At 68.7% G+C, this 21169-nt stretch carries 22 protein-coding genes and 4 pseudogenes; 14 read left to right on the top strand and 12 right to left on the bottom strand.

Annotated features, from left to right (window positions below):
• Positions 1 to 152: 152 nt before the first annotated feature.
• A pseudogene (locus ACZ7LT_RS31945) lies at positions 153 to 551 on the bottom strand (transposase); the annotation flags it as partial.
• A 197-nt stretch (positions 552 to 748) separates the two neighbouring features.
• Between ACZ7LT_RS31945 and ACZ7LT_RS31950 the strand changes: the two are divergent.
• Positions 749 to 1459: pseudogene (locus ACZ7LT_RS31950) on the top strand (transposase); the annotation flags it as partial.
• 34 nt (positions 1460 to 1493) lie between these two features.
• Here ACZ7LT_RS31950 and ACZ7LT_RS31955 read toward each other — a convergent pair.
• From ACZ7LT_RS31955 to ACZ7LT_RS31970, 4 genes and pseudogenes are all read right to left on the bottom strand, one after another.
• Positions 1494 to 1674 (bottom strand): annotated as a pseudogene (locus ACZ7LT_RS31955) (hypothetical protein); the annotation flags it as partial.
• Positions 1675 to 1681: 7 nt separating this feature from the next.
• On the bottom strand, positions 1682 to 1942 hold the full coding sequence (locus tag ACZ7LT_RS31960; RefSeq protein ID WP_471239607.1) for a hypothetical protein: 261 nt from the start codon (positions 1940 to 1942) through the stop codon (positions 1682 to 1684).
• Positions 1943 to 2019: 77 nt separating this feature from the next.
• Positions 2020 to 2828 (bottom strand): IS5 family transposase gene (locus tag ACZ7LT_RS31965; RefSeq protein WP_471239608.1). Its coding sequence is split into 2 segments (ribosomal slippage): positions 2020 to 2489 and positions 2489 to 2828, totalling 810 coding nucleotides; the frame shifts between segments, so codons are not numbered across the junction.
• A gap of 45 nt (positions 2829 to 2873) precedes the next feature.
• Entirely contained in the window at positions 2874 to 3815 is a 942-nt protein-coding gene (locus tag ACZ7LT_RS31970) for a LysR family transcriptional regulator (protein ID WP_471239609.1), read from the bottom strand.
• A gap of 71 nt (positions 3816 to 3886) precedes the next feature.
• Between ACZ7LT_RS31970 and dapA the strand changes: the two genes are divergently transcribed.
• Positions 3887 to 4810, top strand: coding sequence for a 4-hydroxy-tetrahydrodipicolinate synthase (gene dapA, locus ACZ7LT_RS31975; RefSeq protein WP_471239610.1), 924 nt, complete (start codon positions 3887 to 3889; stop codon positions 4808 to 4810).
• A 126-nt stretch (positions 4811 to 4936) separates the two neighbouring features.
• A complete protein-coding gene (locus tag ACZ7LT_RS31980) occupies positions 4937 to 5578 on the top strand; it encodes a maleylpyruvate isomerase N-terminal domain-containing protein (RefSeq protein WP_471239611.1) in 642 nt (213 codons plus the stop codon).
• Between the two features lie 373 nt (positions 5579 to 5951).
• Here the strand turns inward: ACZ7LT_RS31980 and ACZ7LT_RS31985 are convergent, their stop codons facing one another.
• Positions 5952 to 6632: a hypothetical protein gene (locus ACZ7LT_RS31985; RefSeq protein WP_471239612.1), complete on the bottom strand. Its 681-nt coding sequence runs from the start codon at positions 6630 to 6632 to the stop codon at positions 5952 to 5954.
• 177 nt (positions 6633 to 6809) lie between these two features.
• On the opposite strand from ACZ7LT_RS31985, the gene ACZ7LT_RS31990 reads away from it, so the two are divergent.
• The 5 genes and pseudogenes from ACZ7LT_RS31990 (at position 6810) to ACZ7LT_RS32010 (ending at position 9757) form a co-directional block, all read left to right on the top strand.
• Positions 6810 to 7871: a sulfotransferase family protein gene (locus ACZ7LT_RS31990; protein WP_471239613.1), complete on the top strand. Its 1062-nt coding sequence runs from the start codon at positions 6810 to 6812 to the stop codon at positions 7869 to 7871.
• 413 nt (positions 7872 to 8284) lie between these two features.
• On the top strand, positions 8285 to 8557 hold the full coding sequence (locus tag ACZ7LT_RS31995; RefSeq protein ID WP_471239614.1) for a hypothetical protein: 273 nt from the start codon (positions 8285 to 8287) through the stop codon (positions 8555 to 8557).
• A gap of 66 nt (positions 8558 to 8623) precedes the next feature.
• Positions 8624 to 8797 (top strand): annotated as a pseudogene (locus ACZ7LT_RS32000) (transposase); the annotation flags it as partial.
• 115 nt (positions 8798 to 8912) lie between these two features.
• A complete protein-coding gene (locus ACZ7LT_RS32005) occupies positions 8913 to 9224 on the top strand; it encodes a DUF6924 domain-containing protein (RefSeq protein WP_471239615.1) in 312 nt (103 codons plus the stop codon).
• Positions 9225 to 9379: 155 nt separating this feature from the next.
• Positions 9380 to 9757, top strand: a complete 378-nt coding sequence (locus ACZ7LT_RS32010) for a hypothetical protein (protein ID WP_471239616.1) — start codon at positions 9380 to 9382, stop codon at positions 9755 to 9757.
• A gap of 603 nt (positions 9758 to 10360) precedes the next feature.
• Here the strand turns inward: ACZ7LT_RS32010 and ACZ7LT_RS32015 are convergent.
• Together ACZ7LT_RS32015 and ACZ7LT_RS32020 are read right to left on the bottom strand one after the other, a co-directional pair.
• Positions 10361 to 10690, bottom strand: a complete 330-nt coding sequence (locus tag ACZ7LT_RS32015; RefSeq protein WP_471239617.1) for a hypothetical protein — start codon at positions 10688 to 10690, stop codon at positions 10361 to 10363.
• Positions 10691 to 10883: 193 nt separating this feature from the next.
• Positions 10884 to 11279: a RidA family protein gene (locus tag ACZ7LT_RS32020; RefSeq protein ID WP_471239618.1), complete on the bottom strand. Its 396-nt coding sequence runs from the start codon at positions 11277 to 11279 to the stop codon at positions 10884 to 10886.
• A gap of 136 nt (positions 11280 to 11415) precedes the next feature.
• Between ACZ7LT_RS32020 and ACZ7LT_RS32025 the strand changes: the two genes are divergently transcribed.
• Positions 11416 to 12393: a helix-turn-helix transcriptional regulator gene (locus ACZ7LT_RS32025; RefSeq protein WP_471239619.1), complete on the top strand. Its 978-nt coding sequence runs from the start codon at positions 11416 to 11418 to the stop codon at positions 12391 to 12393.
• Between the two features lie 244 nt (positions 12394 to 12637).
• Here the strand turns inward: ACZ7LT_RS32025 and ACZ7LT_RS32030 are convergent, their stop codons facing one another.
• Positions 12638 to 13363 carry a dienelactone hydrolase family protein gene (locus ACZ7LT_RS32030; RefSeq protein WP_471239620.1) on the bottom strand — a complete coding sequence of 242 codons (726 nt, stop codon included), beginning with the start codon at positions 13361 to 13363 and terminating at the stop codon, positions 12638 to 12640.
• A gap of 543 nt (positions 13364 to 13906) precedes the next feature.
• Between ACZ7LT_RS32030 and ACZ7LT_RS32035 the strand changes: the two genes are divergently transcribed.
• The gene (locus tag ACZ7LT_RS32035; RefSeq protein WP_471239621.1) at positions 13907 to 14341 is read left to right on the top strand and encodes a VOC family protein; all 435 of its coding nucleotides are present in this window, start codon (positions 13907 to 13909) and stop codon (positions 14339 to 14341) included.
• Between the two features lie 60 nt (positions 14342 to 14401).
• Entirely contained in the window at positions 14402 to 15052 is a 651-nt protein-coding gene (locus ACZ7LT_RS32040; protein WP_471239705.1) for an HAD family hydrolase, read from the top strand.
• A gap of 173 nt (positions 15053 to 15225) precedes the next feature.
• On the opposite strand, the gene ACZ7LT_RS32045 is transcribed toward ACZ7LT_RS32040, so the two are convergent.
• Positions 15226 to 16776 (bottom strand): serine hydrolase, encoded by a 1551-nt coding sequence (locus ACZ7LT_RS32045; protein ID WP_471239622.1) that lies wholly within the window; start codon positions 16774 to 16776, stop codon positions 15226 to 15228.
• 401 nt (positions 16777 to 17177) lie between these two features.
• Positions 17178 to 17363 (bottom strand): hypothetical protein, encoded by a 186-nt coding sequence (locus ACZ7LT_RS32050; protein ID WP_471239623.1) that lies wholly within the window; start codon positions 17361 to 17363, stop codon positions 17178 to 17180.
• Positions 17364 to 17951: 588 nt separating this feature from the next.
• Here ACZ7LT_RS32050 and ACZ7LT_RS32055 point away from each other — a divergent pair.
• Together ACZ7LT_RS32055 and ACZ7LT_RS32060 are read left to right on the top strand one after the other, a co-directional pair.
• Positions 17952 to 19049 (top strand): baeRF2 domain-containing protein, encoded by a 1098-nt coding sequence (locus ACZ7LT_RS32055; RefSeq protein ID WP_471239624.1) that lies wholly within the window; start codon positions 17952 to 17954, stop codon positions 19047 to 19049.
• A 230-nt stretch (positions 19050 to 19279) separates the two neighbouring features.
• Complete coding sequence (locus ACZ7LT_RS32060; RefSeq protein WP_471239625.1) at positions 19280 to 19924, top strand: protein-L-isoaspartate(D-aspartate) O-methyltransferase; 645 nt, start codon at positions 19280 to 19282, stop codon at positions 19922 to 19924.
• 119 nt (positions 19925 to 20043) lie between these two features.
• Here the strand turns inward: ACZ7LT_RS32060 and ACZ7LT_RS32065 are convergent, their stop codons facing one another.
• A complete protein-coding gene (locus ACZ7LT_RS32065) occupies positions 20044 to 20496 on the bottom strand; it encodes a YbhB/YbcL family Raf kinase inhibitor-like protein (RefSeq protein WP_471239626.1) in 453 nt (150 codons plus the stop codon).
• 110 nt (positions 20497 to 20606) lie between these two features.
• On the opposite strand from ACZ7LT_RS32065, the gene ACZ7LT_RS32070 reads away from it, so the two are divergent.
• Positions 20607 to 21155 (top strand): nucleoside-triphosphatase, encoded by a 549-nt coding sequence (locus ACZ7LT_RS32070; RefSeq protein ID WP_471239627.1) that lies wholly within the window; start codon positions 20607 to 20609, stop codon positions 21153 to 21155.
• Positions 21156 to 21169 lie beyond the last annotated feature (14 nt).

The raw sequence follows: 21169 nt of genomic DNA on the forward strand, positions 1-21169 counted from the left end.
CACGACGTCCACACATCCCGCAAGACGGGCGCTACCACGTCCCGGAACAAGAAGTCGACCACTCCCCGCCCCCGCCGCACAGGTTAAAGATCAAGCTAAGGGCTGTCCCGTAAATGATCTGCGGCGCGCGGTTGAGCACTCTGTTTGCCGCGTCATCCCGCGAGGGCGAGGTTGTGCAGGCGGGCGATGCCGAGCATGGCCTGGTGGACACCATCGCCCTTGAGGCGGCAGTCGCGGAGGATCTTCCATGTCTTCATGCGGGCGAAGGCATGCTCGACGCGGGCGCGGACCTTGCGGTGGGGGGTGTTGTGTTCCTCCTTCCAGGCCGGTAGTTCCGTATGGCCGCGTTCACGACGGTGCGGGATGAGCAGGTGGGTGCCGCGGTAGCCGCCGTCGGCGATCACCGTGGCCTTGCCGACGGCGTCCTTGTCTCCGGACAGCTCCCACGCCTTGCAGTCGTTGCGGTTGCCGGACACTGGCCGGCTGACGGCGACGACCTGGCGCGTGACGGCGTCGATGACGGCCTGGTGGTTGGTGGAGTAGCGGTAGTTCTAATAGGTCATCGGCGAGCCCGAGCGCGTGAGCGCAAGGGCCGCCAAGTGATGTGGAAGCCTGCCGCCGTTCTGGGACTGGATCCCCGTGGTCAGACCGGCTCCACGATGCCCCGCTCTGCCGGGCGGAGACCTTCGGTAGTTCCGGGACCTTGATCTCTGGCGCCCGGGAGACGCTTCCGCGGTCGCGGTAGCCGGGTCTCGACTCGCCCCGCGCCCGGGTCGTACTTGCTGCCGCATCCACACCGACAGATGCCGCCAGGCTCACCCGCAGTCAGCTCCGTGCGCTCCTCAAGCGTGCCGCCCGCCCGCGTCATGGAATCGACGCCGAGGTCGAGCGGCTCCGGGTGATCTTCCGGGCGGACTACCTCCACCAACTACCCCAGGTCGAACGGGCCATGGGACACCAAGCGGCAGCTCTCCTCCAACAGCTGGATGCGGCTTGCACCAGCGTCGCCCAGCTTGCGGCAGCGACCGAGGAGGCATTCCTCGCCCACCCGGACGCGGACATCATCACCAGCTTCCCGGGGCTATCCGTCCTGTCCGGGGCACGGGTCCTCGCCGAGCTCGGCGATGATCGCGAACGCTTCGCGGACGCACGGGCGATGAAGGCGTACGCCGGCGCGGCTCCCGTCACGCGGGCCTCAGGCCGCAGCCACGTCGTCGTGGCCCGAACCGTGAAGAACCAGCGGCTGGCGGCCGTCGGCTACATGTGGGCGTTCGCCGCCCTGCGCACAGCGGATCCACGCGCTCACTACGACCGACGACGAGCTGGCGGAGAGCGTCACACAGCAGCACTGAGGAACCTGTTCAACAAGTTGCTGGGCTGTCTCTACCACTGCCTCCAGAAGCAGACCCACTACAACCCCGATCGCGCCTTCACGGGGCCCGTGGCTCTCGCCGCGTGAGCCCTCAGCTTGACCAACCAGCGACATGAGATGTCTTCGACTTCTCGGCGATCGTGTGGTCGCGGGTGGGCACCAGGGTGCCGTCCACGATCAGCACGCTGATCTGCGGTGTGCCAGCGCAGTACCGCAGCTACCAACTTGCGGAAGCAGCGCGGGCTCAGCCCCGTGAAGGGCTCTATCCAGGACGGCACCGACGCCGTGATCACACCAGCCACTGCGTGATCATTCCACTGCTTCGGGTTCACCCTGCTCGAATGCGATGCGGCAGCGTGCCACTTGGTCAGCCACCTGTTCCATGAACCATTGCATGATCTCGTAGGGGATGACGTGCTCGTCAGGGCTATAGATGCGGACGGTCGGCTCCAGATCAGGGTCCTCGTCGGGGACGAGCGCCACCAGAGAGGCCGCCCCGGGAAGATGGGTCGCCGCGTTGGGGATCTCAGCCCACGTGGCTGGCGCAGGCACAGCCTCGCTCAGCTCCACAGCCCAGGAATCGTCAGGCAAGGCTTAGTGGAACTGGATGGCGTAGTGGCGACCTGCATGTTCTCTTACTGATCGTTTCAGAATGAGGTTCGCAGGCGGCGGAGGCATATGAGGCTGCAGGCCAGTTCGAGCAGGCCCTGGTGGAGATCGGCGCGTCGTTCGTATCGGATGCGGAGCCGTTTGAACTGGTGCAGCCAGGCGAAGGCGCGCTCGACCACCCAGCGCACCTTGCCCAGTCCGGACCCGTGGGCGACGCCGCGTCGTGCGATCAACGGCTTGATTCCGCGTTTCCGCAGTAGGCGGCGGTACTTGTCGAAGTCGTAGCCCCGGTCCGCGTGCAGACGCCGGGGCTTGCGGCGGGGACGTCCCCGCCGACCCCGAATCGGCGGAACGGCGTCCAGCAGCGGCAGGAGCTGGGTGACGTCATGCCGGTTCCCGCCGGTCAGCGTCACGGTGAGCGGGGTTCCGTGGCGGTCCACGATCAGGTGGTGCTTGGAGCCGGAACGGGCGCGGTCGACGGGCGAGGGACCGACGTGATCCCCCCTTTGAGGGCCCGGACGTGCGACCCGTCCACGGAACAGTCGTCCAGGTCCAGCAGGGCGGCGCGCCGAAGCTCGGACAGCAGAGCGGCGTGCAGGCGTGGCCAGACGCCGGCCTCGGTCCAGTCCCGCAGCCGACGCCAGGACGTCACTCCGGAGCAGCCCACGGTCTCTGCGGGGACATCGCGCCACGCGACACCGGTCCGCAGCACGTACATGACGCCGGCGAGTGCTGCCCGGTCGGGAACACGCAGCCGACCGGGGTAGCAGCGGCGCCGTTCGGGAGCGGGCGGCAGCAGCGGGGCTACCCGCTCCCACAGGTCGTCAGGAACAAGATCAGCACGCATTCCTGACACCCTGCCGACAAGATCACTGAGCACAAGACCCGCGACTCAACTCACTGAAGCGATCAGTAAGGAGGCACGGCCCGTGGCACCCACCGCTGTTCGCGCCGCCGCCACGAATGCTGCGATCGCCGGGTGGGTGCCGCCGCCTGCGCGGAAGGCGACCTTCGAGCGGCGGAAGAGGGGCAGCCGGGTCAGGACCACGTCCTCGGGGGCGTGTGCGGTGGCCATCTCCGGTACGAATCCGGCGCCTTGCCCGATGGCGGCCAGTGCCAGGACCGTACGGAAGTCGTTGACCTGATGGCGGATGCGCGGCTGGAATCCGGCTGCCTGACAGGCGCGTACGGCCATCGCGTGACCGGTCGTGCCGTCCCGTGCCGTGATCCATGGGGACGTGGCCCACGGTCCGAGCAGCTCGGCCAGCGTTTCGCCGCGGGTGACGCGACCGGTGGCGGGAGCGCCGCCGGTGGCCAGGTACATCGGCTCCTCCAACAGGGGCACCTGGTCGACCGTGGTGTCCGGTGACGCGGGCACGAAGTCATAGTCGTGGACGAGGGCCACGTCGAGTTCGCCGGCGCGTAGGCCGTCGGAGACCCGCGCCGAGTCGATCTCCTGCACCATCGGTTCCAGCGCGGGATGCCGCTGGGCCAGTTCGGCCAGCGTGGCGGGCACGATCGCGGGGCCGCCAGAGGGAAACGTCCCGATCCGCAGCGGCCCGCCGATGCCCTCGCGTGCCCCGGCCAGCTCGGACACGGCCAGTTCGAGGCGTTCGAGGACGGCATTGGCGTGGGTGACGAGGGTGCGGCCCGCGGGGGTGAGCACCACCCGTCTGCCACTTCGTTCCAGCAGGGGTACGCCCGCCTCGCGCTCAAGCACGCTCAGCTGCTGGGAGACGGCCGAGGCAGTGAAGGTCAGCGCCTCGGCGACGGCCGCGATGGTGCCGCGTCGGTCCAGTTCGCGCAGCAGGTGGAGACGTCGGACATCGATCATAAGGTGAGCTTACGCATAAGCAAAGAAATATGAACTGGATCTACTGAGTTTGTGTCGGTCAGGCTGGGCGTATGAAGCCCGAAGCGAACCTCACCGGCCTGTTTGTCCCCTTGGTGACTCCGTTCACCGACGACCTGCGCCTCGCCCCGGACGCGCTCGCCTGCCTCGCCAGCGAGGCGCTGGCGGCCGGCGCTCGGGGACTCGTCGCCCTGGGCACCACTGCGGAGGCGGCCACGCTGACCACCGAGGAGAAGCGGGCGGTGGTCCGCATCTGCTCGGCCGCCTGCCGGGCACACGGAGCTCCGCTGATCGTCGGCGTCGGCACCAACGACACCGCCGCCGCCATCACGACACTGCGGGAGCTCGCTCAGAGCGGTGACGTCGCCGCGGCGCTGGTTCCCACGCCGCCCTACACCCGGCCCGGCGAGGCGGGAACGCTGGCGCACTTCACGGCACTCGCCGAACACGGGGGCCTGCCGCTGGTCGTCTACGACATCCCGTACCGCACCGGTCAGTCGCTCAGCACCGGCACTCTGAACGCGCTCGGGCACCTACCGGAGGTCGTCGGGGTCAAGTACGCGACCGGTGCGATCGACGCGGCCGCGATGGAACTGCTCGGCTCGTCGACACCGGGCTTCGCGGTGCTCGGCGGCGATGACGCCGTCATCTCGCCGCTGCTCGCGGCGGGCGCCCGCGGCGGCATCCTGGCGTCGGCCAATGTCCGCACCGCTGACTTCGCCGAGCTGATCTCGCTGTGGCAGCGCGACGCCACCGGACTGGCCCGCAGGCTGGGAACGGAGCTGGCCCGGCTGTCCGCCGCGCTCTTCGCCGAGCCGAACCCGACCGTGATCAAGGGGGTGTTGCACGCCCAGGGCCGTATTCCCAGCCCGGCCGTCCGGCTGCCGCTGTTGGCCGCCTCCGCTGATTCGGTCCGGCGAGCGGCGGACCTGTCCGCCACCAGGACCCACCAAGCCCACCAAGGGACCGCGGCCTGAGACAGACCCACTCTCGTGCCACCACACTCCCCACATGGGCGAGCTGTCCAGGCGGCCAAGGCGGCGGGTCGATCCACAACGTGGACCTGTCAGCGGCTGTGACGATGAGATTGCGACGATGCCCGAATGACTGATGAGATCCGGAAGACCTACCTGCAGGCTGCCGAGAAGGCGGTGCACCTGCTGGCCACAGAGCAGGTAGCCCGACGCTGGGAGACCGAATCCGTGCTCCCCGGGATGTCAGTGGGTGGGCTGGCCGGCCACCTTGCGCGTAGCGTCCTCCAGGTCGAGTGGTTCCTCGACGGTCAGGTAGTCGGCGCAGAACCGGTGTCACCGGTTCGGTACTACGCGCGGCTCGCCGATACGTCGTTGCCGGACTCTGCGCTGAACGTCGGAGTGCGTGCCCGCAGCGAGGAAACTGCCGCAGCCGGCCCCGCAGTCGTGGCTGACCAGGCCCGGGCAGCGTGGGTGCGGCTGGCGCAGCGGCTGGGCATGGAGTCGGCCGATCGGCGGGTGGCTGTCCTTCACCGGCCGGGAGAGGAGATGTTGCTCGACGGATACCTGCAGACCCGTTGCGTCGAGCTGGCGGTTCACCTCGATGACCTCGCGCTCAGTGTCGACGCGCCATGCCGAGTGCCCGATGCTGCGCTCGCCGTCGCGGTGGACGTGCTCGTTGCCGCCGCCCGGGACCGGCACGGCGACCAAGCCGTGCTGCATGCGCTCGCCAGGCGTGAGCGCGACGTCGACCAGGCCCTACGTGTGTTGTAGGTATACGAACGACGCGCGCCGATCTCCACCAGGGGCTGCTCGAACTGGCCTGCAGCCTCATATGCTTCCGCCGCCTGCGAACCTCATTCTGAAACGATCAGTTAGCTCTGCTGGCATGAGGGCAGGCTGCCACAGCACGCGGTCACAGGCCCGGGGATATCAGCTGAGAGCCGGTCGCTGGGCACAAGCCCGCCGCACGACTCAACCAGTACATGCGGGACAGCCCTTAGACCCGCATCCGATCCGCAGCCCTCGGCCTCAACTCACAGTGTGGCTGTGTCGGTGTGGCCTGCCGGGGTGTTCGGCCGGTGGACGAGCGTGCTCTGGGCGTCGTGCGCGGTGACTGTGAAGTGGATTCCCGGTCGTCGGTTGTTCAGCGGGGGAGGGCCGTCGACTGCGGTTTTGGCGGCACGGCCGGTGCCGGTACGGCGAGGGCGCGTGCGAGGGCGGCGGTGAGGGGGGTGGAGCGGTCGGGGAGGTAGCGAGTTGCCCAATCGGCGGCGAGCGCAAGGAAGGTGGTCAGGTCGTGCTCGGCGCCGTGGAGTAGGTGGTCGAGTTCGGTGACGGGCAGCTCGATGACCGGGCTGTCGCTCTGCTCGGTGTCGACGGTCAAGCGGACGATGTCGCCGAGGCGTTCGGCGAGTGGGTCGGGGTCGTGGCCGAACGAGGCTCGGCCGTTGCCGTGGAGGACCTCGTACCAGTCGTGCCAGTCCTCCAGGCCGTTGCAGCAGCCAGGGAGGAAGGTGATGCCATGGGAGGTGTCGGTGACCCGCATGCCGCCCGCCGCGAAGAGGGTGTCGAGGGTAAGTAGTCCGTGCAGGAAGGATCCGAGTGGGTCGGCGGGCTGTGGCGGATGGTCGTCCTGTCCGGGGCCGACGTCGTTGCAGCCGGCGATGCGCATCACCGCTGTCCCAATCTCGGCGGGGGTGAGCTCACCGCTGAGTGGCAGGTGGCTGTACGGCCCTATTTCGGCGACAGGCCACAGGTCAAAGCCACCGGGGGTGTAGATCTCCAGGACGGGCTGCATCACGATCACCTGGGAAGTGTTCCCCATCCCCTTCTCCTGTCGCCTCCCCGTTTCCGTCCTGCAGGCCGGCACCGCTGCGGATCGCTGTCTGTCTGTCGACGTTTGTCGAGGTGGTGTGGGGGAAGGGAGGGGTGTCTGCTCCGGTCCCGGGGAGGCCGATGGGAAGCCGGTGGGTGTGGGTTCCGGTGCTGGTGGAGGGTGTTCGTGCGTACGCTGACCTTCGTTGTGGGTACTGGCCGCAGTGGTTCGACCGCGCTGTCTCGCATCGTCAACGCTCACCCGGACGTCCTCAGTCTCAACGAGTTCATGGCTTCGGTGGGTGACACCGCCTTTCCTGAGGGGAAGGTGTCCGGCGAGGAGTTCTGGTATCCGCTTGACCAGCCCATTGCGCGTTTCGAGAGGTTGATCCGTAGCGGGTTGCCGTTGCCTGAGTTCCTCTACACGCGCCGCCCGGGACGGTATGCCTCGAAGACCACCGGCATTCCCGCCCTCTGCCTGATGGTGCTGCCCCATCTCACCGATGACCCGGACGAGCTTCTGGATGAACTGCGCGCGACGGTCGTCCGCTGGCCCGAGCGGACCGCTGCCGAGCATCACTTGGCGTTGTTCGGGCTGCTCTGTGCGCGGTTCGGGCGCACGGTCGTGATCGAGCGCTCCGGCTACTCGACGCGCTGGGTGCCACAACTGCGAGCCGCTTTCCCGCACGCACGGTTCGTGCACATGTTCAGGGACGGTCCGGACTGTGCCCTGTCCATGAGCCGCCATCCCGGGTTCCGCACGATTTCCCTGTTGCGCGAGATCAGGGCACGGGCCGGCCTTGAGAGCCTCAGCGATCTGACCGGCGAGCACGTACGCGCTTTGCCGTCGGATCTGTCACCGCTGCTTGGGGAGCACTTCGATCCGGCCCTCGTGCAGGATCGGGACATTCCCTTGCGGGTGTTCGGCACGTTGTGGTCGGACCTCATCATCCAAGGCATGGAATTCCTCAGCTCCGTACCGGCGGATCAACGCACCGCTCTCGCGTATGAGGACCTCCTCGACCGCCCCCGCGAGGAGCTGACCCGCCTCGCCGCGTTCACAGGGGTCGAGCCCCTCGCACAGTGGCTGGATGCCGGATGCACCCTGCTCGACCACAGCCGACGCGGCTCCGCGCGGAAGCTGGGGGCCGCCGAACGCGAGGAGCTGCTGGACAGCTGCGCTCCGGGCACGCGTGCCTTGGAGGGCGGCCCGGGGGAGCACTGGAACCGTGGTTGGCGCCGAGATTGACCACGGTCGGCTCTCGAGCCGACCGCGTCGCTGATCGGTTAGCACAAACGATCTGTCCCGGGCGGGCATTTGGGGAGGGCCCACGGTCGTGCGCGGCAGGGTGACGGCGTCCCTCTATGCCGGTGGAGTTCTCAACTGACGAGGTCCGGTACGTCGGACGGTTCCTGCGGACGATCCCCTGGACGTCCGGGACGTGCGATCGACGCAGCGGGCAAGGCCTACGTCGCCAACTGGAACGACGGGCAGCTGATCGCCGTCGACCTGCCGGGCGGTCAGAAGGTCACGGTCGCCACCGGCCTGGGGCAGGGCATCACCGGAGTGGCCCTGGATGGCGGGGCAAGGCATACGTCGGCCGCAAGGACGGCGGCGGAAAGCTGCACGAGGTCGACCTGGCCGACGGCACCCACCGTGTCGTGACCGGCCTTGCCGGCGCGAGCACCATCCGCGTGGCCCTCGACGGCGGCGGCCGGGCGTACACCATCGACCACGTGCACGGGAGCCTGTACGAGATCACCCTCGCGGACGGCGCGCAGTGCGTGGCGGCCACCGGCCTGGGGGCGTGCGAGGGCCTCGCGCTGGACACCGTCAACGGCTTGATCTACGTCAGCAACCGTGAAGGCCAGCTGTGGCAGATCGACCAGCGCGCCGCCCAGGCGCTGGGCGGCGTCGGCAAGGTCGTGCCCTAAAGCGTGTCTCCTTGATCTGCTCGTCGGCTGATCGTATGTGTCTGTCCGGTGGTGATCACTGATGCGATGTGGGACCGGATCGAGCCGTTGATGCCGGCCGATCCGGTCCGTGGTCGGCGATGGGCCGACCATCGTCGAACCCTGGAGGCCATCGCGTGGAAGTACCGCACCGGCTCGTCCTGGCGGGACCTGCCGGACGAGCTGGGCTCATTCCAGACCGCTTACAAACGGCTGCTCAAAGAGCGATTTGTCCTGGCAGGGGTGTTTGGTATCGCCGGTTTGCTTGAGGAGTTCCGCCGGTGCGGGGGGCCTGGTCTGGGCAGTCGATGTCAGCGTCAGGTGAGAGGATCACGAGATGCCTCTGCCTCAGCCCGATGATCTGACCTCGCTGGTCCTGCGTACCGACTTCGGTGACGAGGGGGCCTGGGACGCGGTTCGAGCCGCACTCGACGCGGCTGGCGAGGACCCCCATGCCACGTATGTCAGCGAGCTTCGCTTTGCCGGCGTGGGGGTCCAGGCCTTGAGGGCTGAAGAGGCTGCTGCGGACGAAGACGAGCAGATCGTCTACATGTTTCTGGCGGACGCAGCCACGATGAAGGATCCGGGTCACCCGCTCCTGGCCGTGGACCTCTCGAACAGGGCGGCTTCAAGTTCCGGGATCGTGTAGATCGCCCGGTGTGCAGCGGCACCCTTCGGGAACTTGAAGCCACCCTGGCGAGCGAGGTGACCGACATCCACTGTTAGCCTCATACGATCTGACGGCTCCTCACCATAAAAGCTAGGGAGATTGAATTGCGCATCAAGCGAATAGTTCAGGGCGGAATGTCCGCACTGGCCATGGGCGCTGTCGCGGTGGCCATGGTGCCCGGCTCGGCGCACGCGGTGGACTGGGACCACGGACCGCTGTACGACACGGGTAAGCACGCGGCGGCTTACATCGAGGAGCACGGCGACTACCTCAAGGTCTGTGACACCAAGACCGACGGCAAGAAGGCGTGGGTGAACGTCTTCGACTACGACAGCGGCGACCTCCTGTACAGCCTCACCGACGAGAAGAACGACGGTAAGTGCAGCTACCGGGACGCCTCAGACGGCGGCAAGTACAACCTCGCGGAAAACCGCAAATTCGACGTCATAGTCTCGCATGAGCCCTCGGACAATTCGGGCTCCTACCACTTCCAATTCCTCAACGATCACTAATTACAACCTTTGTGACGGATCATCAGCGACGCTGATGGCCCGTCGGTGAGCTCTCCGCCTCGTCCAAGAGACTCATCCTCGATGGCGTACCGGACTTCCACGCCGAAGCGCGAGCCGTCGCCCGCATGCTCCGTGATCATCTCGTGCCTGGAGCCGCCGCTGACCGTCACGGACTTCAGCCGTGCTCTGCGAGCCACGCGAGTTGATGGCCCATGATGGGCGCTCCGGCCACCGGGACCGTGGCCTTCGGCGCATCATCAGTGCCGCGGGCCAGGGACGGGATGACGACGTCGGGGGTGCCGGCAGGGCGGTTGCAAGTTCCAGGGGCGTGCGGCTGGTCGGGTTGTGACCGGTTGGGGCGCATAACAGGGCAGGCACGTGCTTCGCGATCATTGTGGTGTCTAAGCCCGATGATCATGAGGTGGCCCGTGCCTGCCGCTGTATCTTCTCCCATTCCCGCCGTGCTGGTGAAGCTGGGTCCGCTGGATGCCGGTCGGGTGGCTGACCTGCGCCTGTACTTCAACTCGGTGCCCGACCCGCGCTCCCGGCGAGGCCGGTGGTACTCGCTGACCGCCATCCTGCTGGTGTGTGCCTGCGCAGTCGTCAGCCCTCCGGCCTGGGGTCGACGCCGATCCGTGCACACACCTCCTCGTACGCCTCCTCCACCCCGGCCGGCATGGCCCTGGGCTTCAACACCGAGGCTCCGACGAGGCGGACCAGAGGCCGGTCCTCGTCCAGGCAGCCGTCACCCTCGAAGTGGTAATGGCGCAGAGCCCGAGCCAGCACGTTCACGCTGCGCTGGAGTGGTGTCGCCTCTTCCGGGTCTGCCTGGAACGAGAGCCATCCTTCGTTGGATGCCTCCACACTGACGCGGTTGGCGAGGCGCTCGATCTCCCGGAGATGGTCCAGGTCACTGAGCTCGGGTGAGGTCATGGCCCGAAGTTTCGCACCATGCCGCCGACGCCGACACAGGTTATCGATCCGGCATGCAGCACCCTGCGCACCGCACTTCCAAGAGACAGGCTCTAGGGCGACCTGGACCACTACCAAGTCCGCCGCTACGGTGCCCCGTTCAACCGGCAGCCTGCCGGAGGCGGCGAGGTCATCTCAGGCGACCGCGGTCACCTCATGCGACCGCGGTCCCCTCGAGCTCCACCATCAGGTCGGGGATCGCCAGCCGCGTCACTCCGAGCATCGTGGTGGTCGGTGCCACCTCGGCGGCGCCCAACCGCGACGCCAGCACGCCGTAGTGTTCGAAGAGCCGATCGACGTCGGTGGTGTAGACGTTGAGCCGGACGAGGTTCGCGAGGGACATGCCAGCCTCGCCGAGCACGGCCTCCAGGTTGTCGATGGTCAGCGCCAACTGCGCCGCCATGTCACCGGCATGCTGGGGCTTGCCATCGCGGCTCATCGCGGTCTGCCCGGAGCAGTACAGGGTCCGGGTGTGCCCGGAGACGATCTCACCCTGGTTGTAACCCATCTCCACCGACCACGCCCACGGGTTGACCGTCGATCGCTCCATTGCCACATCAGCTCCATTCGATTCATCGGCAGTACGTACGTCCAAAGGCTCGGTAGCCACCGTCTTTGGCGTCACGTGGGTAAGCCTCCCTGGAAATCACGACATCCTTGGTCATGTATTCCGCTAACGTTCTCGTATGCGTGCCGACCGGTTGATCTCGCTGGTGCTGTTGCTGCGCCAGCGCGGTCGGCTGACCGCGGCCACGCTCGCCCGCGAGCTGGAGGTATCCACCCGCACAGTGCTGCGCGACATCGAGGCGCTGTCCGCGGCCGGCGTCCCGGTCTACGCCGAACGCGGCCGGCGCGGCGGTTTCGCGTTGTTGCCCGATTTCCAGACCGATCTCAGCGGACTGAACCACGACGAGGCCCTTGCCTTGCTGGTCGCCGGATCGGGGCGCGGCGAGCAGGTATTCGGACTCGGCTCAGCGCTCGCCGCGGCCATGCACAAGGTGGTTGACGCGCTGCCCGAAAGCCATCGGACCGCCGCGAGCGAGGCCGCCCAGCGATTGCTCATCGACCCGGAGACCGACCTGCTCGCACACCGCCTGGTCACCGAGGACTTGCCCGACGCCACAATGATCGAGGTCCGGCGCGCGGTGCTCGCGGGCCACAAGCTGCGTATTCACTACGCTGCCGCGGACCGGACGCCACAGTGGCGCACCGTGGACCCGATCGGCCTGGTCACCGTTCGCGACCGGGGCTACTTGCTGGCCACAAGATCGGGCGCGGACCGCACCTACCGGCTGTCGCGGGTGTTGGCCGCCGAGGAACTCCCCGAACCGGCACAGCGGCCAAACCGGGTCGACCTGGACCGGATCTGGCGGGAACGCTGCGCGCAGTTTCTGTCCGACAGCGACCAAGTCACCGTGCTGGTACGGGTGAACCCGGCGCGGCGGGAGGAACTGGTGAGCACCGCACTGGCCGTCCGCGCCGACGAAGCCGAGGAGCCCGACGCAGACGGCTGGCTGCGGCTGGAGGTGACCTACCAAGATTCACGACACGTCGAATGGGCGCTGTGGCAGCTCACCACGGACGTGGAAGCCCTGGCCCCACAGTGGTTGCGCACCACACTGCGCAACCGCGCCGCCGCGATTGTCTCCCGCTACGGGATGTAATCCAGCAGTTCTTGAGCTCCAGCGGCGCCAGCAGCCCCCGTACGCCCCGCACAACTAGGCAGAGTTGTTCGGAACGCTCCCGCCTGCGCGAGAAATACACGACACCCACCCGGCGGGGCGGGAAGCCCCGAGGGAACACCCCCCGCCTGTGCGGGCGTCGGTTCTCTGGCTCCGTGTCATTTCTCGCTGTCGTGTCATGTCATGTCGTGCCGCGTCGTGCCGATGGCAGCCCTGACGTTCCAGCTCACTCCGTTACCGGCAGGCACTCGGCGAGCAGGCCGACGATGTCGCGCCAGGCTCGCTGTGCGTGCTGCGGGTGGTAGCCGACGCCGGGGAGCACGGTGTGGTCGACCGGCGGGTGGTGGAAGGCGTGCAAGGCTCCGCCGTAGACCGCGAGGCGCCAGTCGACGCCCGCGGCCTGCATCTCGGCGGTGAACGCGTCCCGTTGCGAGGGCGGCATGATCGGGTCTTCCGACCCCACCCCGACCCACACGGGGCAGCGAATGCGCGCCGCCTCGTCCGGTCGGCCCGTCGTCAGTGCGTTGACTGTCCCGATCGCGCGCAGGTTGACGCCGTCGCGCCCGAGTTCCAGCACGATTGCGCCCCCAGTGCCGTAGCCGATGGCGGCGATCCGGTCGGGGTCGGTCCGTGGTTCGGCGCGCAGCACGTCGAGTGCCGCGTGGCCGATGCCCCGCATCCGGTCGGGGTCGGCGAGCAGCGGCATGCAGCGGGCCAACATTTCCTCTGGGTCTTCCAAATAGCGTCCGCCGTGGAGGTCGAAGGCCAGCGCCACGTACCCCAACTCGGCCAGAGCCTCGGCCCGCCGGCGCTCGACATCGCTGAGCCCTATCCCCTCGGGCCCGATCAGGACTGCGGGCCGGCGGTCGACACCGGCGGGGAGCGCGAGGTGCCCGATCATCGTTAAGCCGTCGGCCGGGTACTCGACCGTGCGCGTGGTAACCGTCGTCATGAGACTGGACTGTAATGATCGTCGACTCCGATCGGGCCGCTCTTCACCGTCGGCAGAACAACGCGGGTGCGGGCCCACGGGTGGGCACTTGGTGGTGGCGTCTTCGGGGAGGACCGGGGGATCGTGCACCGGATGCCCCGCCTGCGGAGATAGGGCCGGTTGGCGCGAGAGGAACGCGCTGGGCAGCCACGCAGTCTCGCCATGGGCGGGTACGCCGCCGGCGCCGCCGGTGCTTGGTCTGTTGGAGACTCGGGAGAAGCGGTCCGGGGATAGGTAGTGCGGTTGCGGGAGGAGGCCGAGTGGGTGCAGGCCGCCGCGCTCACTGTGGCGGAGGCGGTGCTGAACGCGGCGGGCGAAGGCTTCGCGGGGGCGGTCGGGGTGCCGCTCCTCGGCCGGTTCTGGGGTGGAGTCGGGGGCGGGGCGGGTGACTGGCACCGGGGTCGGCGAGCCGATTGTCAGAGGTCGGTGCGAGGATGGCGGTGTGTTCCGGGAGGTGACGACCGGGGCGAGGACGTGGGCAGGTTTCGAGCGGTCGGAGGCGTCATGGCCAAGGAATTCCAGGTGACTTACGACTGCGCCGATCCGGGCGCGCAGGCGGCGTTCTGGGCTCAGGCGCTGGGCTATCGCATCCAGCCGCCGCCCGAGGGCTTCCCCGACTGGCCGGCTGCGCTCACGGCTTGGGGCGTGCCGCCTGAGCACCACAACGACCGGTCGGCCATCACGGATCCGGACGGCAAGGGGCCGCGGGTGTTCTTCCAGAAGGTCCCGGAGGGAAAGACGGCGAAGAACCGCTTGCATCTGGATGTGCGCGCAGCACCCGGTCTGACCGGGGACGAGCGGATGGCCGCACTGGAGGAGGAGGCCACCAGGCTGGAGGGGCTGGGAGCGAAGCGGCTGAACCGGCTTGAGCCCAATGGCCTGGACGAGGGGATCATCGTGATGACCGACCCGGAGGGAAATGAATTCTGCCTGGATTGAGGGCAGGGCGCCTGCCTTTGAGAGGGCTCCTGGCATGATCACGGCGTGATCGGTGAGTTTATGCAGACCAGCCCGAGGAAGTACGTCCTGTTCGACGTCGACGGCACGTTGATCGATGCCGTGGAGAACCAGCGCCGGGTCTGGGAAATGTGGGCGGGGCGATACCTGCTGGATGCGGATGAGGTCTATCGGGTGGCCCTGCGGACACGGCCGATGGAGACCTTCGCGCAGGTGGTTCCGGACCAGGATCCAGCGGAGTGCCTGGCAGCGCTGCACGAACTGGAGGACGAGGACGTGCGCTCCGGCGTCTATGCGGCCTTCAACGGTGCGTCGGAGCTGTTGGGCACCCTGCCGGCGGCGTCGTGGGCGCTGGTGACCTCGAACTATGAGCATCGGGTGCGCGGACGATTTGCCCGGACTGGCCTGCCGGTCCCGCGCGTCATCGTCGACGCCGCCGCAGCGGAGGAGGGCAAACCCTCGCCCGTGCCCTACCTGCTGGCCGCCGAGCAGCTCGGTGCCAAGCCCGAGGACTGCCTGGTCATTGAGGACGCCCCCTCCGGAGTAGAGGCAGGGCTGCGGGCCGGCATGACGGTGTGGGGGGTCAACGCAGCGGTTGCGGTGGACGGCGTACACCGTCACTTCGGGAGCCTGCGTGAAGCAGTACCCGACATCCTCGCCTTCGCCCTGGAGGGATCGGCAGCAGTGGGATGATCACGGTGTAGCTGGTGTGATCACGGCGTCGGAGTCTGGTTGTTGTCGGCGATCGTCCTCGTGGCGTCGACCGCGGTCTTGGCTCTCTCAACGCACTAAAGATCATTTACGGGACACACCACTCAGCTCTGTGCGACCAGGATTCCAAGCCCGTACCAGCGGGTGGCAGGCCGTCACCTGGGCGCCCCGCTACGGGTGAACGTGCCGAGACCCTGGGTGTCCAGGTACTCGACGGTGAAGGATTTCCCGTCCGGGGTGAAGGTGACCCCGGTGCGGCCGACGGCGTTTTCACCGGCGGTCTCGAAGCTGAACGTGTCGGCGTCGTAGTGCGTCAGCGGGTACGTCTGGGGCTTCGGCCCCAGGCGGAGCGTCAGGGCGCCGTCCGGACCGGCGACGACCTCCGCCCGCCCGTAGTAGTCGTTCTCGTACGTACCCGCGTAGGTGTCAGCGGCCTTCGCGGGCGCGGCGTCGGACGGCGGACGGGCGTAGTCGGTCTTTGACCGGCCCTCGTCCTCCTGCTGCTGGTACAGGGAGTCGACGATGGGTATCCAGTCGCGGCTTGTCTTGCCGGTCTGCGCGATGTCGAAGAAGTCGAGGGCGACGGCGTCGGCGACGCCGACCGGTGAGGTGTTGGTGAGGACGACGATGCCGAGCTGCTCGCCGGGCAGCATCGTCACGTTGGTGTGCGCACCCTCGGCGAACGCTCCCGTGTGCGAGAGTCTGAGCCGGCCCTCGTCGTCGTAACTCACGTTCCATCCCAGGCCGTAGAAGCCGGTCCGGCCGGCGGGGGCGCTGGGCGGGTTGGCGACCGACTCGGGCCAGTGGGTGCGCTCCAGGGCGTCGGCGTCGATGATCTGCCTGCCGTCGAGCTTGCCGTTCGCGAGTTGCAGCCGGAGCCAGATCGCCATGTCGCGGGCGGTGGAGCTGACGCCGCCGGCGGGGGACTGGGCGTCCGGGTTCCGTACGAACTGCGCCTTCCAGGCACCGTCGACCTTGACGTGGCCGTAGGCGCGGTCGGAGGCCTTCTCGTAATCCTCGAAGCGCGAGCTGGTGGAGTTCATACCGGCCGGCTTGTAAAGGGTGTCGGCGGCGAGCTTCTCCCAGGGCACGCCCTTCTCGTCGGCGACGGCCTGGGCTGCGGCCGTCAGACCGAAGTTGGTGTAGGCGTAGCTCGTGCGGAAGGGGGCGAGGGGCTCGTAGCGCAGGTGGGACAGGATGTACTCGCGGTCGTAGCCGAGGTCTTCGAGGAGGTCACCGGCGTGGTCGGGAAGACCGCTGCGGTGCGAGAAGAGGTCGGCGACCGTCACGTGGGAGGTGACCCACGGGTCCTTCAGCCGGAAGCCTGGCACGTTCGGGGCGACGGGTTCGCTCAAGCCCTCGATGCCCACGGCTCCGGAGACGACGGTGGAGGCGATCGGTTTTGAGACGGAGGCGAGCTGGAAGACGGTGTCGGCGTCGACTGCGGCGTTCTCGCCGGCCTTCCGCACGCCGTACCCCTTCAGATGGAGCACTTTGCCGTCGTGGACGACGGCGACGGCCACGCCCGGCACTCCGGTGCGTTCCATGGCCGCCTCGACGACTCCGTCCAGCCGGTCGACGGCCCGGTCGACGTCCGCGCCGTCGAGCTGAGCCGGGGGCTGGGGCGGGGGCGGCGAGGGCCCGGGGGCGGTGGCTCCGAGCAGCGCCGTCAGCCCGGCCGCTGCAAGCAATCGAACGGTGCTCACCTCTCCATTCAAAGGCCTGCGACGGTGTCTGTCGCGCTGCCGGAATGGGGTTGTTCGTCGCTACGGAGTCACCCTCGGCGTACGTGTTCGACCCGGAACCGGCCGCCTCTGACCTGGCGATTCCGTCCGCCCAGGACATCAGCGGGGCGCCGGTTGCCCGGATTCATCTGCCCGTGCGGGCGCCTTTGGGCTTGCAAGGGAGCTGGGTGCCGGAGGATGAGCGGTGAGCCGACGCCGTCCAGGCCTCCAGCGGCTGAGCTTGCCCCGGCTCCGCGACGTGCAACGCCCCTCTGCGACGCGAGGTGCAACACGATTACGTGTTGCACCTCTGAACTGCGGAAACATACCTGAGGCGGGGGACCAGGCGGAGGCATTGCACCTCGCCTTTTGTCCGCGCGGGGTCAGTTCTCGTGTGGTGGCGCCGCGGCGAGGAGTTCGCGCTTCACGTGCTCGTAGTCGGCCAGGGCTCGCGGGTCGCCCTGGTGATAGTCGGTCCAGAATCCGGGGCGCTGCCAGCGGGCGTCCGCGAGGCGGGTGCGGCCGTCGGCGATGACCAGGGTCCAGCCGAGGGGTATTCCGGTGTCCACTGTCTCGAAGTCGGCAGGGTCCCAGAGCAGTCCGGGGTCGGGTGTGCCGGGCCGAGCACGCGGATCTGGCAATCGATGTCGTAGGCGACCATCTCCAGAACCGGGTAGACACCGCCCACCCGGATCCCGTCGTACTCCGCGACTGGGATGTCGGCCGCGGGGTGGATGATCTGCAGGCATCTGACTCTCATGGAGAAGAGTCTCGCCCCAGTCGATCCCTGGTCGTTGTCCGGGGCGCCGCGACGGTTCCAGCGAGGCGGCCATGTCCAGTCACGGAAGACGGCAACTCCCCGTATTCCCATGGTCGCCCTGGCGTACTGGCGTACTGGCGTACTGGCGTACTGGCGTACTGGCGTACTGGCGTACTGGCGTACTGGCGTACTGGCGGGACAGCGGCAGGGGCGGAAGTCCACACCGCACAGTTTGATGCCAGGTCCGGAGCATCGCTGCCGACCAGGCTCTGCCTCGGAATCGCGCCGCCGACCCAAACCGTCCGCGGGGCCCGGTCTACCCGGTCCTGGCAGGCCGCTCCATCGCCGTCCGGAGCGCGCATCATCAAAGGTGGGAGACCATCGATGAGGAGTGGCGATGAGGCTGTCGTTCCTTGAGCCCCTCTACGCGGAGCCGGGCCCCTTCGCCTCCGTGTACCTGGACACCTCCCGGGACGTCGAGCATCCCGAGCGGGCGATCGCGCTGCGCTGGCGGCGGCTGCGCGAGAGCCTGTCCCGTCAGGGCACGGACCGGGCGCTGCTGAACGTACTGGAGGAGGTGGTCGGCGCCGACGCCGAGGTGCCGGGGGCGCACGGTCAGGCCATCTTCGCCGCCCACGGCACGCTCGTCCTGGACGGGGAGCTGCCCAGGCCGCCCGAGCACGACTCCGCGCGCTACAGCACCCTGCCGGACGCGATGCCCCTGGTCACCCAGCATGTTCCGGAAATTCCCTACATGGCCGTGGTCGTTCACTACGGCGGCCTTCCGACCGCCGAGACCCACGGCTGGGTGACCCTGGAGGCGGAGACCGGCACCTGGCCCGCGTCCACCGTCACCCCCGGTGAGCGGCTGCACTGCAAGGTCGCGGTGGCGACCTGGCACCGCACCTGCCTCCGGCTCGGCCACCAGCTGGACGAACGGGCGCGGCACGCCCATGCCGACGCCGTCGTCGTGGGCGGGGACGAGTGGGCGTGCAACGTATTGATCCGCCGCCTTCCGCACACCCTGCGGGACAGGGTCGTACGCGTGGGCGGCCGGACCCCCACCGACACCGGACGCGCCCTGTTGGAGCCGCAGCTGGACGCCGTCTTCCGAGGCCACATGGCCGCGCACGACCGGGCACTCGTGGAGATCTTCATCAGTCGGCGCGCCCTGGACGGGCCGGTCACGGAGGGGCTGGCCGCCACCGTCGCCGCCCTCCAGCGCGGCCAGGTCGCGGCACTGCTGCTGAACCGAACGCCCCGGTCCTCGCTGCGGCTCTGGACGGGCTCCCAGCCCACTCAGCTTGCCCTGACCGAGGCGGAGCTGATGTCCTTCGGCGTGCGGGCCCCGCGCGAGGAACGCGCCGACGAGGCCCTCGTCCGGGCCCTCGTCGGCACCGGTGCCGAGCTGGTCGTCGTACCGGAGAGCGCACTGAGGCTGTACGAGGGCGTGGGTGCCCTGCTGCGGTACGCCGACCCGGGGACCCCATCCTGATGTCGGCGCGGTGCGCTTCCCGGATCACGGGTCGGGGCGTGCGCCCGAGCGTGCTCGATCGCGCCGCGCGTGGAATGTGGCCGACACTGGCTGGAGCGGCAGCGCGGCGGACGAGCGGCGGATGAGGCACATGGACAGGAGCGGGAGCGCGAGGGGGAGCGGCGCGAAGGGGATCGTGGGCGGGCGGGAACGCATCATGACCGGGGCCACCACCACGCCCCCGCGGTCCGATGACCCATGAAGGGACCCCCGAGGACCTGGTCCGCGCGGCCCGCGCCGTGGGCGTGACCGACGACCGTCTCCTTGAGGCCCTACGGAGCATCCCCCGGGCGGACTTCGTCCCCGCGGACGAGGCCTCGTCCGCGTACTGGGACACGCCCGTTCCGCTCCCGCACGGGCAGGTCACCACCCAGCCCTCGCTGATCGCCATGATGGTCGCCGCACTCGGCCTCACCGGAGACGAACAGGTCCTGGAGCTCGGGACCGGATACGGCTGGCAGACCGCGCTGCTGTCCCGCCTGGCCGCGTACGTCGTCAGCGTCGAGCGCTGGCCCGACCTGGTCCACGAGGCCCGCCGGCGGCTGGCCGCGCAGGGCGTCGGCAATGCCGAGGTCGTACTCGGCGACGGGACCCTCGGGATGCCGACCCGTGCCCCGTACGATGCCGTCATCGTCTGCGCGGCCTTCCCGCAGGTGCCGGAGCCGCTGGTGGAACAGCTCCGCAGCGGCGGCCGGCTCGTCCAGCCGATCGGGCAGGGCGGTCAGGAGTACGTCCAGCTGTACGAGCGGCGGGCCCGCGGCCTGGTGCACCTCAGGACGGTCGCCGCGGCCCGGTTCGTCCGGCTGTACGGCGCGCACGGCTACGACCAGTGGTGACCCGCCTGCGCCCACGGTTAGGACCCTGCGGTGACCCGCTCGCGCGCACGGCTACCACCCGCGGGGACCGCTCGCGCGCACGGCTACGGCTATGGCGACGACCGGCTGTGACGACCCGGTCAGCGTTGATAGGTCCCGACCAGGGTGCCGGAGGCCAGCTCCTTGCCCTTCAGGGCACGGTGCACGTCCTCCACGCCCGGGTGTTCGGGCAGCTGCAGCGGCTCGGACAGGGCGTACAGGTGGAAGAAGTAGCGGTGCGTCCCGTGCCCCGGTGGAGGCATCGGCCCTCCCCAGCCCACACGCCCGAAGCCGTTGGGCCACGGCAGGCCCCCCGTGGGCTTCTGGCCCTCCGTCACCCCGGTGGTCCCGGGATCGATGCCCGTCACCAGCCAGTGCAGGAAGGTCTCTCCCGGCGCGTCCGGGTCCTCGCACAGGAGCACCAGCTCTGTGGCCTCTTGGGGCACCCCCGACCAGGTCAGGGGCGGTGAGATGTTCTCTCCCTCCCCGCTGTACCGGCGGGGGATCACCGTCTTGTCTTCGAACGCGGCACTGCTGAGTTCCATTCCGCTCATGCGCGGCGCCATACCCGCAACGGCGGCACCGCCACCGCTCACGCACCCCAAAACCCCTGTTCGGCCGAGCCCACCCGGTCCGCCTCGGAAGTGGGGGTGAGGATGGCGGTGTGCCGACAAGGATCCTGCTCGAGGGCCGCCCTGGCGCGGGCAAGACGACCGCACTGCGTCGACTGGCCGCGCTGCTGCCCGCCCGCGCGGCCACCGGCTTCACCACGGAGGAGATCCGGCAATCGGGCGCCCGCGTCGGTTTCGCCCTGGAGACCCTGGCAGGCCGACGGGAGGTGCTCGCCCATGTCGACCTGCCCGGACCGCCGCGGGTAGGGAAATACGGCGTCGACCTGGGCGTCATGGAACGGCTGGCACTGCCGTCGCTTCGGTCGGCGGCAACCGACGAAGCAACAGGGCGGCTGGTGCTCATCGACGAGCTGGGGCGGATGGAACTGGCGTGCACGGCGTTCCGGGACGCGGTCGACGCGCTGTTCGCCGCAGACGTCGACGTCGTCGCCACGGTCCACACGCACCGCGATCCGTTCACCGACACTCTCAGGCGACGCCCCGACATCGAAGTCGTCCACCTCACTGCGGCAAACAGGGACGCCCTGCCCGGCGAGCTCGCGGCCCGGCTACGGCAGCGCCGTAACCGGACCACCGAGTGAGACAGCCCGCTGCC

This window comes from Streptomyces sp. NPDC039465 (genome assembly GCF_055639315.1).

What these genes read in the sequence shown, in the direction of transcription:
- ACZ7LT_RS32010 (WP_471239616.1), top strand. Translation starts at nt 9,380, where the DNA reads ATGTCCGCACTGGCCATGGGCGCTGTCGCGGTGGCCATGGTGCCCGGC.
- ACZ7LT_RS32030 (WP_471239620.1), bottom strand. Translation starts at nt 13,363, where the DNA reads ATGACGACGGTTACCACGCGCACGGTCGAGTACCCGGCCGACGGCTTA.
- ACZ7LT_RS31980 (WP_471239611.1), top strand. Translation starts at nt 4,937, where the DNA reads ATGACTGATGAGATCCGGAAGACCTACCTGCAGGCTGCCGAGAAGGCG.
- ACZ7LT_RS31970 (WP_471239609.1), bottom strand. Translation starts at nt 3,815, where the DNA reads ATGATCGATGTCCGACGTCTCCACCTGCTGCGCGAACTGGACCGACGC.
- ACZ7LT_RS32060 (WP_471239625.1), top strand. Translation starts at nt 19,280, where the DNA reads ATGACCCATGAAGGGACCCCCGAGGACCTGGTCCGCGCGGCCCGCGCC.
- ACZ7LT_RS32065 (WP_471239626.1), bottom strand. Translation starts at nt 20,496, where the DNA reads ATGAGCGGAATGGAACTCAGCAGTGCCGCGTTCGAAGACAAGACGGTG.
- ACZ7LT_RS32015 (WP_471239617.1), bottom strand. Translation starts at nt 10,690, where the DNA reads ATGACCTCACCCGAGCTCAGTGACCTGGACCATCTCCGGGAGATCGAG.
- dapA (WP_471239610.1), top strand. Translation starts at nt 3,887, where the DNA reads ATGAAGCCCGAAGCGAACCTCACCGGCCTGTTTGTCCCCTTGGTGACT.
- ACZ7LT_RS31985 (WP_471239612.1), bottom strand. Translation starts at nt 6,632, where the DNA reads ATGGGGAACACTTCCCAGGTGATCGTGATGCAGCCCGTCCTGGAGATC.
- ACZ7LT_RS32040 (WP_471239705.1), top strand. Translation starts at nt 14,402, where the DNA reads ATGCAGACCAGCCCGAGGAAGTACGTCCTGTTCGACGTCGACGGCACG.
- ACZ7LT_RS32035 (WP_471239621.1), top strand. Translation starts at nt 13,907, where the DNA reads ATGGCCAAGGAATTCCAGGTGACTTACGACTGCGCCGATCCGGGCGCG.
- ACZ7LT_RS32020 (WP_471239618.1), bottom strand. Translation starts at nt 11,279, where the DNA reads ATGGAGCGATCGACGGTCAACCCGTGGGCGTGGTCGGTGGAGATGGGT.
- ACZ7LT_RS32025 (WP_471239619.1), top strand. Translation starts at nt 11,416, where the DNA reads ATGCGTGCCGACCGGTTGATCTCGCTGGTGCTGTTGCTGCGCCAGCGC.
- ACZ7LT_RS32055 (WP_471239624.1), top strand. Translation starts at nt 17,952, where the DNA reads ATGAGGCTGTCGTTCCTTGAGCCCCTCTACGCGGAGCCGGGCCCCTTC.
- ACZ7LT_RS32005 (WP_471239615.1), top strand. Translation starts at nt 8,913, where the DNA reads ATGCCTCTGCCTCAGCCCGATGATCTGACCTCGCTGGTCCTGCGTACC.